The 11,732-nt window shown below is 60.8% G+C and carries 10 protein-coding genes and 1 pseudogene; 7 read left to right on the top strand and 4 right to left on the bottom strand.

Features of this window, described 5'->3' with window-relative positions; all coding sequences use genetic code 11:
• From J7J55_05985 to J7J55_05975, 3 genes are all read right to left on the bottom strand, one after another.
• On the bottom strand, positions 1-247 hold a 247-nt coding region (locus J7J55_05985; GenBank protein ID MCD6142249.1), incomplete at its 3' end, for a hypothetical protein.
• Between the two features lie 113 nt (positions 248-360).
• Complete coding sequence (locus tag J7J55_05980; protein MCD6142248.1) at positions 361-2,298, bottom strand: M1 family metallopeptidase; 1,938 nt, start codon at positions 2,296-2,298, stop codon at positions 361-363.
• A 66-nt stretch (positions 2,299-2,364) separates the two neighbouring features.
• Positions 2,365-3,198, bottom strand: coding sequence for a hypothetical protein (locus J7J55_05975; protein MCD6142247.1), 834 nt, complete (start codon positions 3,196-3,198; stop codon positions 2,365-2,367).
• Between the two features lie 158 nt (positions 3,199-3,356).
• On the opposite strand from J7J55_05975, the gene rimO reads away from it, so the two are divergent.
• The 3 genes from rimO (at position 3,357) to J7J55_05960 (ending at position 5,721) form a co-directional block, all read left to right on the top strand.
• Positions 3,357-4,658 carry a 30S ribosomal protein S12 methylthiotransferase RimO gene (rimO, locus tag J7J55_05970; protein MCD6142246.1) on the top strand — a complete coding sequence of 434 codons (1,302 nt, stop codon included), beginning with the start codon at positions 3,357-3,359 and terminating at the stop codon, positions 4,656-4,658.
• A complete protein-coding gene (locus J7J55_05965; GenBank protein ID MCD6142245.1) occupies positions 4,658-5,335 on the top strand; it encodes a hypothetical protein in 678 nt (225 codons plus the stop codon). Before rimO ends, J7J55_05965 begins: the two co-directional genes overlap by 1 nt.
• A 173-nt stretch (positions 5,336-5,508) precedes the next feature.
• Positions 5,509-5,721, top strand: a complete 213-nt coding sequence (locus J7J55_05960; GenBank protein ID MCD6142244.1) for a cold-shock protein — start codon at positions 5,509-5,511, stop codon at positions 5,719-5,721.
• 56 nt (positions 5,722-5,777) lie between these two features.
• On the opposite strand, the gene J7J55_05955 is transcribed toward J7J55_05960, so the two are convergent.
• The gene (locus J7J55_05955; protein ID MCD6142243.1) at positions 5,778-6,512 is read right to left on the bottom strand and encodes a hypothetical protein; all 735 of its coding nucleotides are present in this window, start codon (positions 6,510-6,512) and stop codon (positions 5,778-5,780) included.
• A 151-nt stretch (positions 6,513-6,663) separates the two neighbouring features.
• Between J7J55_05955 and J7J55_05950 the strand changes: the two genes are divergently transcribed.
• The 4 genes and pseudogenes from J7J55_05950 to J7J55_05935 all read left to right on the top strand — a co-directional run bounded on the left by J7J55_05950 (position 6,664) and on the right by J7J55_05935 (position 11,547).
• A complete protein-coding gene (locus J7J55_05950; GenBank protein ID MCD6142242.1) occupies positions 6,664-7,842 on the top strand; it encodes a BMP family ABC transporter substrate-binding protein in 1,179 nt (392 codons plus the stop codon).
• Positions 7,843-7,926: 84 nt separating this feature from the next.
• Positions 7,927-9,531 carry an ABC transporter ATP-binding protein gene (locus tag J7J55_05945; GenBank protein MCD6142241.1) on the top strand — a complete coding sequence of 535 codons (1,605 nt, stop codon included), beginning with the start codon at positions 7,927-7,929 and terminating at the stop codon, positions 9,529-9,531.
• A gap of 104 nt (positions 9,532-9,635) precedes the next feature.
• Positions 9,636-10,660, top strand: a pseudogene (locus J7J55_05940) (ABC transporter permease).
• Positions 10,657-11,547, top strand: coding sequence for an ABC transporter permease (locus tag J7J55_05935; protein ID MCD6142240.1), 891 nt, complete (start codon positions 10,657-10,659; stop codon positions 11,545-11,547). Before J7J55_05940 ends, J7J55_05935 begins: the two are co-directional and overlap by 4 nt.
• Positions 11,548-11,732 lie beyond the last annotated feature (185 nt).

Raw genomic sequence — 11,732 nt, 5'->3', positions numbered from 1 at the left:
CTTCTTTGCCCTGTTTGCTCTGGATGCTAAGCTTGTCGTTGAGAGCTATCCCGCTTACGATGCCGCTATCACCGCTCGTGTCGTAGAGCTCCTTGTAGAACGGCCGGGCCTCCAGGGCGTTGAACCACTTGGTGAGATCGGGTGACCAAACGGAGAAGTGATACGCGCCGCTCGCCTCAGCAAAGCGGATGTGACCATCGTCGCTCAGATTGAGCCCCAAGCTCAGCCCGCTCCCCTTCTTGGCCAACCTCCCTGCCTCGATCCACGGAGAGGAGGTAAAGCTTAAGGAGTAAACAGGCCTCTGGATTCTCGTGGCATAGCCGAGGTCGCCAGCGATGCGGGCGTCGGGAGTGGAGAAGCTTATGGCCTCTGGATTCCCGTAGCATAGCCGAGGTCGCCAGCGATGCGGGTGTCGGGAGCGGAAAAGCTTATCCCCACGACGAGGCCATCCCCTTTCTGTGTCCCCGGCTTCACCAGCGGTGAGATGTTGAGCGGGGGACTGAGCCGGTTGTTCGCGGGGTTGATGTCGGGGAGGAGCCCCTCCGGGTCGATCACCACCGATTCGACCGGCTGCTCAGTGACAAATTCGAGCGTCCCCCGGCGGTCGAGCGGCGCAAATCGCTTGGTGACCTTCTTTCCATCCTTCAGGCTCGCCCGGACTTCGACCGGCATCCGCAGCCCACCGTCGTCCCGGATGGCCACCCGGGTGATGAACTCATCGCCAATCTGGTGGGTGGTCACACCTTCAAGAGCGTAGTCCAGGTGTTTGGTCGAGCGGAGCCACTCCTCGAAGAACCATCCCAGCTCCTGGCCGCTTATCTCCTCGGCCACCCTGATGAAATCGTCGGTGGTGACGTGCTTGAACTGGTAGCGGGCCACGTATGTTTTGATGATCTTATCGAATATCTCTTCTCCTACTAGATACTTTAACGCGAACAACGTAAGTGCTCCTCGTTGGTAGACGAGCGGTTGTTTTCCTGGCTCGATCTCATCCCGCGGGGTGAGGAGCGGTGCCTCCGTCCCTAATCGCGCCGCCGTCAAATACGGCTCTGTGACCATCTGGGCTCTGGAATCGGGGATGTGGCTTACCGATTTACCCCCCGCTGCGATCGGACCGATGATCGGGATTTTCTTTATCTCATTTAAGTCGAGCAGGTTCCCCTTCTTTCCGTATTTGTGCTCGATATAGCTCACCTCGGAGAAGGTGGCGAAGCCCTCATCCAGCCACGCCTCGTTCGTCTGGTCGTTCATCAGCATCCCGTAGAACCACTGGTGCGAGGTCTCGTGGGCGATCACCTCGTCAAAGAGAGTCAGGAAGTTTGGCAACCGATAAAACTGGTAGCTCATCATGATGAGCTGGGGATACTCCATCGCTCCCCCACTCATCCGGGTCTCGGCGACGGTGAAGTCCTTGTAGGGGTACTTCCCGTAGCACTCGCTGAAGTAGGCAAGGGCATCCTTGGCATACTGAGCGGCACGCTTCCCGGCCGCGGCATCCTCCGGAAAGTAGAGGGAGCGGATGGTGATCCCGTTCCAGGAAGCGGTTTGGACTTTGTAGCGCTGATCGGCGACCCAGGCGAAGTCGTGGACGTTCTCCGCGGTGTAGGTCAAGGTCTTCGTGTCATCGGGGTTTTGGGCAACGCTCTCTCGAACGCCGGTCGCTCCGACGGCCATCCCCTGCGGGACGGTGATTCCTACCTGATACTTAGCGAAGTTGTCGTAGGGTTCATCCGGACTGGTTCCGTGCGCTTGATAGGGGTGCCAGCCCTCCTCATCGTAGGCCGCCAGGCGCGGATACCACCAGGAGATGTAGTAGTTCCCTCTGTCATGGCCGAACCGCAAGATAGCATCCGGGATCTTCACGCGGAACTTGATGTAGATCTCGATGGTGGCACCGGGCGGAAACGACTTTTTCAGGTCGATCCGCATGATCGTATCGTCGACCGTGTAATCATGGGACACACCGTCTAGCTCAAGCTCCTCGATGAACGTATACCCGCTGTCCGGGCCAGCGGGGAATATCGAATCATAGTTATCTATCCCCTTTTCCCGTGCATAGATGCTCGCATCGTCCATGAACCGGTTGGGGTAGAGATGGAGATACAGCCTGTTCAAGGTCTTGCCGGTATCGTTCGTGAACGAGATGCTCTCCTCCCCGAGGAGCATGTGCCCTTGTGTATCCAATCGAACCTGGATCTGGTAGGAAGGGACGATGGCTGCGCCGAAAACCAGGCCCTGGATCAGGGCTACACTGATTAAGAACGCTGCACCAACGCCGATTAAGCGTCTTTCTCCCATGTAATCCCTCCTTTTTGGTCAGCCCTGAGGATATGTCAAGTCAAGCGGTCTGTCATATCGCCGCGCTTAATGAAGGAGCTCTTTCTCCCTCGCAAGCAGGATCTGCGCCTCCTTCTTCGCTTCGCGGTTCCAGAACGGCCAGTTTCCGATCGGTGCGGAGATGACGAACTGAAGCTCGCGTTCGATCAAGGCCCGATCCCTGATTCCATTTACCTTACCGAAGAGATCGTAGGTGAATCCCCAGTACTGGGCGTACACGACATGATTCTCCAGGTAATCCGGAGCGAGAGCGATCGCCCGCTCGAGATGGGCCCTGCCCTGTTTCAGATCACCGCCGAGGAACGGCGGTAGGGTGACGAGCATCGCCCCGAGCGCGTTGTGAAAGCTGGCGCCCCAGTATGTCTCATCGACCTCGATCCCACGCTCATAGAGGGCTTTCACCTTGCCCGCATCTACCATCCCTTGGAGGGGATTGTAGTGGAACAACGCGCCCCAGTTGTTCGCCGTCCACAGTAGCGCCGCCGGATCGGTTACACAGCCTACAGCCGTTGCAAAGTCGTCTTTCTCCAGCCGGGCAAACTCGGGATTGAGACGGAGGCTGCGCAGGCCATACTCCTTTCCTCGTTCGAACAGCTTCTTGTCCTCATCGGTGTTGCCCGGGCTGAACGTCGAAAGCTCGTAATAGCACTGGGAGAGCCGGTCGAGGACGAACGCCTGCGATTGGACTGGAACCACAGCGAGGGCGGCTTCGTACAAAGATATGGCAAGGCGCATCTTCTGTTGGTCGAATCGCTCCGCGAACGCGACATTGCCCTGAGCAATGGGATCATCCCCGTAGGCGGTGAGGAATCCCGCAAGGACGAAAGCACAGAAGAAAACAAGGAGTTTGCTCTTAAACATGGAACGATTCTACCACTGCCCTGTTCGACAAGACAAGCAGAACAGAACCGAGCGGGAACCCCGGTCCCCACCGCGGTCCGATCCTTCAGCGATTTCATCAACCGCACCCAGCTTGCAAGATGGTTTGCCCCCGGGAGGCAAGAGCGTATCATCTCACCATGAAGAAACGACCGGTCATCCACCTGACGAGCCTCGGCTGCGCCAAGAACCTGATCGACTCGGAACGCCTCCTCGCCCGACTCGCGCGGGCAGGAGCGATCGTCGGAGCCCCGCCCGAGGAGGCGGACGTGCTGATCGTCAATACATGTGGGTTCATCGCTCCGGCAAAGCAGGAGTCGATCGAGACGATCCTCGAGCTCGCCCGCTACAAGGAGGCCGATCCGAGCAAGCGCCTGATCGTGATGGGCTGCCTGGCGCAGCGTTACGGGCCCGAGCTGCGGGAAGGCATTCCTGAAGCAGATGCCGTCTTCGGACTCAATCAGGACGATGCGATCGTCGCTGCGTGCGGGCTCAGGCCGGTGCCGGAGACCGGACGCCTTCTGTTGACCCCGCCCCACACCGCCTACCTCAAGATCTCCGAGGGGTGCAGCAACGGCTGCACCTACTGCACGATCCCGCTGATCCGCGGGCCGTACCGGAGCCGCCCGCCGGAGGAGATCGTGCGCGAGGCGCAGGAGCTTGCGACATCCGGGGTCAAGGAGCTCGTCGTGATCGCTCAGGACACCACCCTCTACGGGACCGACCTCCCCGGCAACGTCCGCATCCACGACCTCCTCGCCCGGCTCGCGGAGATCGCGGGAATCCGCTGGCTCAGGCTCCTCTACACCCATCCGGCTCACTTTCCGTCCGGCCTTATCGCGGCGTATCGCACCATCCCGAAGCTCGTTCCGTACGTCGACCTCCCTCTCCAACACCTGGACGACGACATCCTGCGGCGGATGGGGCGGAGGATGACGCAGGCGGCGGCGCTTGAGCTGGTCGCCCGGCTGCGGGCCAGCGTCCCGGGGATCGCGATCCGTACGACGTTCATCGTGGGATTCCCCGGCGAGACCCGCGCCCAGTTCAACGAGCTCCTCCGCCTTGTGCGGGAGCTTCGATTCGAGCACCTGGGCGTCTTTCCCTATTCGCCCGAGGAGGGGACCCCGGCAGCGCTGATGCCTGACCAGGTATCCGCACGCGCGAAGTCTCGCCGGGTGCGGGACCTGATGCTCGCCCAGCAGGAGATCGTGTTCGCGCGAAACAAGGCTCGGATTGGAGAGCGGGTTGAGGTGCTGATCGATGCACGACTGGACGAAAAAACTTGGGTCGGGCGAACCGCGCGCCAGGCTCCGGACGTCGATCCGGTCACGTACGTGCTCGGAGACGGACTGCGGACAGGGGAGTTCGTAGAAGCGGAGATCGTCGGGGCCGAAGGGTATGATCTAATCGCCCGTCCGCTCGCAGAAATAAGGAGGGAATAATGGAATACCTGCTTGAACTCGACGGGGACCTCCCGGTCCTCCCCGCCCTGATCTGGGCGGAGGAGATCGCGCCGCCGCGGCCGACCGCGGCCGTCCCTTCGTTCCTCAGAGAAGTCATCGAGACGGCGCGGGATCGGGGCGAGGACGCGATCCCAGCGGAGCTGCGACGACGGGTGCGGCGGATGCTCAGGTACGGAAAGTACCGCCCGAGCGGGCGAGGAAAGCCGGCGAGCGAGTTCCTCCTCCGTGCCGCCCTGCAGGGAGAGTTCCCCCTCGTCAACTGTCCGGTCGATGTGAACAACGCGATCAGTCTCGCCTCCGGCCTTCCCGGCTCGATCTTCGACTCCGATATCACCGGACGCCGGCTCCTCCTGCGCCGCGGCCTGCCGGGGGAGAGATACGTGTTCAACCGGTCCGGTCAGGAGATCGACCTCGAGGACCTCCTCCTCGTCTGTCGCCAAACCGAGGCCGGATGGACCCCGTGCGGGAACCCGGTCAAAGACGCGATGGAGACCAAGATCACGACCGCGACCCGGAATGTCATCGCCGTGCTGTACGCTCCGATGGACGAGCCGGTGGAGAGGCTCACCATGTGGGCCGCCCGCTACGCCGAGCTCCTCAGGAGCGAATGCGGTGCGGCGCGAGCCGGGTACGAAGTGATCAAAGGGGCTTCCTGAGCTGTTTTTCTTCCGATTTATGAAACTCCGCGGATTTTTACTTGACAATCGAGTGGCGATCGGTTAGCATTCTATTTGTTGTTGGCAGTCGTGCAGTCGTTTCAACTAGAAGTCTCTTCGAGTGCAAAACGCTCTGTCTCGATGAAACACCCAGCAAGAAGGAGGTAACACCCATGGCAGAGCGCCAGACCGGAACAGTCAAGTGGTTCAACGACGGCAAGGGCTTCGGCTTCATCTCCCGCGAGGACGGTGAGGACGTGTTCGTGCACTTCACCGCCATCCGCGGTGAGGGGTACCGTTCGTTGGAAGAAGGTCAACGGGTGGAGTTCACGATCGGCCAGGGCCAGAAGGGCCTGCAGGCACAGGACGTCACCGTAATTTCGTGAGTTAAGCAAGCTTTCGCATAGCGACAGGCGCGCTTGGAGCAATCCAGGCGCGCTTTTTATTTTCCGACTAGGAATGAATAGATCTCCTCGGCGAGCTTCCGTACCGTATCCACCTCGGCGGCAGGGACGTCGCTTCCGGAGTAAGCAGAAAGCGCGTGCATCGCTTCCATGATCCGATCGGGGATCCACCGGGGCGGCGGCGGGGTCTCGTCCGAGCCGAGGAGTACCTTCCCCAACGTGGGGTCGATGTGGGTGATCCGCGGCTGATCGATTATGGTGCGGCAGACGAACGCAGCCGCGAACTCCCATTGGGGATCCCCGGGCGGGAGGGAGTCGATGGCATTGTTAAACGCGTTTTCCATCAGCTTGTTCAAATTGGAGATCGCGGCGAAGAACCCGGCGTCCGCCGCTTGGGCGAGGAATTTCGGGTCGGGCTTCGCCGTCCCCTCCACCGTTTCCAAGACTCCTTCGTAGGTCGAGCAGAACGAAACGAGGGACTGACGCAGGTGGGTGACATAGGTGAGGGCCGCAGCGCTCCCCGTCTGGATGATCAGCTCGAGTTGAAGGTCGCCCAATGTGGAGGAGAAGCTCTGGCAGGTGTCTTCGATCCCAGGCGGAACCTCCACCTCGGTTCCGTAAAACAAGTGGTCAGCGTAGGAGCGGTAGAAGCCGTACAGGGGCGCGAACGCGGTGTACGCATCGGCGAATCCACCCCCGAGCGTGGCCGGGGAGGATACCGCGGACACGGGGAGGAGACAGATGAGTCCGAGGAGTATCATCGCCGTTCGCATGGGACCATTCTATGACTCCTCTCACAAGCGCGCAACCAGCTTTGCAGCCTTACCGATTTTGTTTACAACCATCCGGCTTTCTGCTAGAATGGATAAAAGAGGGCCGTCGAGCTTCTCGACGGGCAGCAAGAGAGGCAAAAGGAGGTAGGAGTTGAAAAAAGCGTTGATTCTGCTAACGCTCGTGGTGCTGGGCCTGTCCCTGGTTACTCTGACCGGATTGGGAAAAGGGAAAATAGGGATCGTGCTCGACGTCGGGGGACGGGGCGACCTATCGTTCAACGACATGGGATTCAAGGGGACGGACCAAGCGGCGAAAGATTTCGGACTTCAGATGGTGGAAGTGCAGAGCGCTACTGCGGCTGACTACCTGCCGAACATCCGCAACCTGGCCCGGAGCGGCGACTTCGACCTGATCATCTGCGTCGGGTTCCTCCTCGGGGATGCGCTCAATCAGGCGGCGCAGGAGTTCCCTGACCAGAAGTTCGCGATCATCGACTCGGTCGTCGATCAGCCGAACGTGATGTCCATCGTCTTCCGCGAGAATGAGATGTCCGCGTTGGTCGGCGCTCTCGGCGGGATGATCGCCGCCTATTACGGCTACGATTACGTTGGGACGGTTCTCGGGATCGAGATCCCGGTCCTCTACCACTTCGAGGCGGGTTATCGGTTCGGGATCGACTGGGGACTCAACAAGTACAAGGAGCACGAGGGATTAGCGGCCAAGCCGAACGTCGGGCTTCTCTACACCTACACTGGGACGTTCGACGACGTGGCCAAGGGTAAAGCGGCAACCGAGGCCCAGCTCGCCCAGGGTGCGGTTGCGGTGTACAACGTCGCTGGTCCGCTCGGGATCGGTGACCTGGAGGCGATCACCGAAAAGCACAAGGCGATGGGGACCGAGAGCGGCCCTCCGTTCTACTTCGGGGTAGACTCGGATCAGGATTGGATGGGCAACGCCAAATATACCCTCGCCAGCGGGATGAAGCGCGTGGACATCGCTTGCTACGACGCGGTCCAATCCGTGGTCGACGGCACGTTCAAGGGCGGAGTCCACAGCCTTGGCCTGAAGGAAGGCGGGGTGGGAATCAGCGGAATCAAGGAACTTCTCGATTTCATGGACTTCGGAATCAAGGCCGGCGCGATCAAGGCGTCCGACACGTATCAGATCATCGCCAACTGGGCGTCGAACCGGGCCGCTATCCCTTACTGGATTTGGGAAGCGATCGACGAGCTCAAGGCCGGGATCCTCGATGGTTCGATCCAGGTCCCGACCGCTGACACGCGCGATCAGATGCTCGCGGTCCGTGCCCAGTACCCATTGGAGCGGTAGTTGGTCGACACAAGGCTGACCTAAAAACCGGGCGGGAGGGGGAGAGCTCCCTCTCCCGCCCTTTGACGATCATAGGGAGCTTGGATGAACGAGAAATCGACAAGCCCTGAAAAATCTCCCGAATACTTCCTCCGCGCTGAAGGGATCACAAAAGTCTACTCCGATGGGACGGTCGCGTTAAAGAAGGTCGATCTCGAGATCCACCCGCAGGAGATCCTCGGGCTGCTCGGCGAAAACGGAGCGGGAAAGACTACCTTGACCAAGATCCTCTCCGGTCTCCTCCCTCCAACCGAGGGGCGTGTCGTCTCCCCGCGGGGGCCGGTTCGCTTCTCCAGTCCACGCGAGGCGCTTGAATTCGGGATCGGGATGGTTCATCAGCAGTTCGCCCTCGTCGGCCCGTTCACCGCAGCGGAGAACGTTGCCCTGAGCCACGAGCGCCCGTTCGCCCTGCTCAATCTAGAAGAGACGAAGAAAAAGCTGGAAGAGTTGATGGAGGAAAGCGGACTGCGCGTTCCCCTCGACATCCCGGTGGAGAAACTCGCCGTCGGTGAACAGCAACGAGTGGAGATCTTGAAGGTCCTCTCCCGCAACGTCGATCTGTTGATCCTCGACGAGCCAACGGCGGTCCTTACCCCGTTGGAGGTTGATGAGCTCTTCTCCTTCCTCCACCGCCTGCGGGAGGAAGGTAAATCGATCATCCTGATCACACACAAGTTGAAGGAAGTCAGTTCGATAACCGACCGGATCGTCGTCCTCCGCCACGGTGAGCTGGTCGGAGATCTCCCCACCTCCCAGGCGACTCCGGCCCAGCTCGCCCGGCTGATGGTCGGGGAGAAGATCGAGGAAGAGGAGAGCGCGGTGGAACTGAGCGCGGAATCCCTCCCCCGCCGTCGCGAGGAGAAGAAAGCAACGCCGAAGCGGGAAGGAGAAGGGATCCTACATGTGGAGGGGCTGACCGTACAGGGAGATACCAAGGAGATCGCGGTTAACGACCTCTCGTTCGACGTCTACTCCGGGGAGATATTCGGGATCGCTGGAGTGGAGGGGAACGGCCAGACCGAGCTCGTTGAAGCGATAACCGGACTCCGTCCCGTCATAAGCGGACGCGCGACGATCAGCGGAGTGGAGATCACCGGGAAGGACCCACGGGAGATCTACCGGCTTGGAGTGGCGCACATCCCGGAGGATCGCTGGCGGCTCGGGCTCGTCCTCCCGTTCACGTTGGCGGAGAACGCGATCCTCGGGGTGCATCGGTGGAAGGAGTTCAGCGGACCGCTGTCGTTCTTGCGCTGGGGAAAGATCAATCAACACGTCCGGAAACTGATCGAGCGGTTCGACATTCAGGCGACCGGCCCGAGCGCTCCGGCGAAGAGCCTCTCCGGAGGGAACCAGCAGAAGCTGATCGTGGGGCGGGAGCTCGCGAAGGATCCGAAGATCATCGTCGCTTCCCAACCGACGCGCGGGCTGGATATCGGGGCGGCGAAGTACATCCGCGATCTGCTCGTCGAGATGCGCAACAACGGGAGGGCGATCCTCCTCGTCTCCGCTGACCTCGACGAGGTCCTCGCCCTGGCCGATCGGATGGCGATCATGTACGAGGGGCGATTCATGACGGTGGCGGCGCCGGACGAGCTCGATCGGGAGACAATCGGAATGCTGATGGGCGGAATGGCGAAGGAGGGAGTGTGAACGAACCGAACCGCAAGCTTATTACCCGCACCCTCACCGGGCTGAACCCGGCACTCGAATCGGTCCTCGCCGGGCTCCTCGGCCTGATCGTCGGGGCGATCCTGATGTACATCTGGGGGTATAACCCGTGGAAGGCGTACTGGGCCCTGTTCCGCGGTGCATACGGTGACTCGTACGGGATCGCCAGTTCGATCGCCCGCGGGGTACCCCTCGTCCTCACCGCCCTCACGTTCTCCATCGGCGTCCGGGCAGGGATGTTCAACATCGGGGCAGAGGGACAGGTGTACATGGGAGCGCTCGCCGCGGTCACGGTCGGATACTTCACCCTCCCCCCTGGCCTGCACCTCATCGTCGGGCTGATCTTTGCCATGCTCGCCGGAGCAGCGTGGAGCCTGATCCCTGCGATCTTGAAGATCACGCGCGGTGTCAGTGAAGTCATCTCCACGATCATGTTCAACTGGATCGGGCACTTCCTCGCATTCTACCTGGTGGCGAACGTCCTTGTCGATCCGCTCCGGGGACAGCGGACGATCGCCGTTCCTCCGAGTGCGCGATTCCCGATCCTCATCCGGGGGACCGACCTTTCCTACTCCGTCTTCGCCGCAGTAGCGTTCGCGCTGGTTATCTACTTCCTCCTGTGGCACACGGCTACCGGGTACGAGGTCCGCGCCGCCGGTCTGAACCCCACCGCCGCCAAGTACGGCGGGATAAAGAGCAAACGGACGATGCTCCTCTCCTTCATTCTCGGAGGGTTTGGTGCCGGGCTCGCCGGCGCAACGATCGTCATGGGGAACCCCCCCACCTACGCGGTGATCAGCGGTCTCCCCCAGATCGCCAACGCCGGGTTCGACGGGATGGCGGTGGCGATGGTGGGGAGGAATCACCCGATCGGGATACTGATTGCGGCAGTATTCTTCGGCGGCCTCACCGCCTACTGATTGCGGCAGTATTCTTCGGTGGCCTCACCGCCGGCGGCCGCACGATGCAGATCACCGCTGGAGTTCCGCTTGAGATGGTACGGGTTGTGGAAGGGGTAATCGTACTGACGATGTCAATCCCCGAATTGGTACGAATATTCCGGATCATACGCCGCGGGGTTCAAAAGATCTTGCGGAGGGAGGCCACATGACTTATTTCTGGGGAATCCTGTTTATCTCGCTGCATGCGATGGTCCCGATCACCCTCACCGCTGTCGGGGAGGTAGTGGGAGAGACGGGCGGGTTGTTCAACATCGGTCTGGAAGGGATCTTGCTCCTGTCGGCGTTCACCGGTGCCCTCGGGGCGGAGAGCGCCGGTCCCACCGTCGGGTTACTGGTGGGGATGGGGACGGGAGCGCTTGTGGGACTCCTCTTCTCGGTGATCAACACCTACTGGAAGGGGACCCAGATGATCACCGGGATCGGAATAAACCTGTTCGCCATGGGATTCGTGGCGTTCGGACTGATCGTCCTTGGGGCGCCTGGGTTCCACGCCGTGCCGGCGGAATCCCGCCTCGCTGCGATCCACACTCCGGTGGGGACACTGAGCCCGATCATCTTCGTCGCCCTTGTCATCCCGTTCTTGGTGCACTGGTTCCTTAACCGAACCCGCGCCGGGCTGATCCTGAAAGCGGTGGGAGAGAATCCAGAGGCGGCGGACGTCGCCGGAATAAACGTCAACTTAACCCGGCTCCTCGCCACCACGTTCGGGGGAGTCCTGGCCGGACTCGCTGGAGCGTACATCAGCGTCTCCTGGATCGGATCGGTGACCAAGGGGATCTCTGCCGGCCGCGGGTTCATCGCGCTCGCTACCGTCGTGTTCAGCGGATTGAATCCGCTTTTGGCCCTGCTCGGTGGGTTCATCTTCGGGTTCTTCGAGAGCCTCGCCACTTGGATTCAGAACCTCGCTGGGTCGAAGGCGATCCCGTGGCAGTTCGTGGCGATGATCCCGTACGTGGTGACGCTCCTCGTCGTCGCCGGGGTGATCGGGCGGGTTCGATTCCCCAAGGCGCTTGGCGAGCCGTATAAACGGGAGTAAAAGTTGACTTGGCCTGTGCCAATGTCTATGATAAAGCTACCAAACCAACAAGGGGGGTGCAGTATGCATAACCGTAATCTAAGGTGGTTGGTGGTGACGGTGGCCGCAGTGCTCCTGCTCGGTTCCATCGTCGCTGTGGGGTTCGGGCAGCAAATCGGGACCAAGGATCATCCGATCTACATGCT

Source organism: Candidatus Bipolaricaulota bacterium (assembly GCA_021159055.1).
Classification (GTDB): Bacteria; Bipolaricaulota; Bipolaricaulia; order UBA7950; family UBA9294; genus S016-54.
This window is presented reverse-complemented; position numbering and strand designations above follow the sequence as displayed.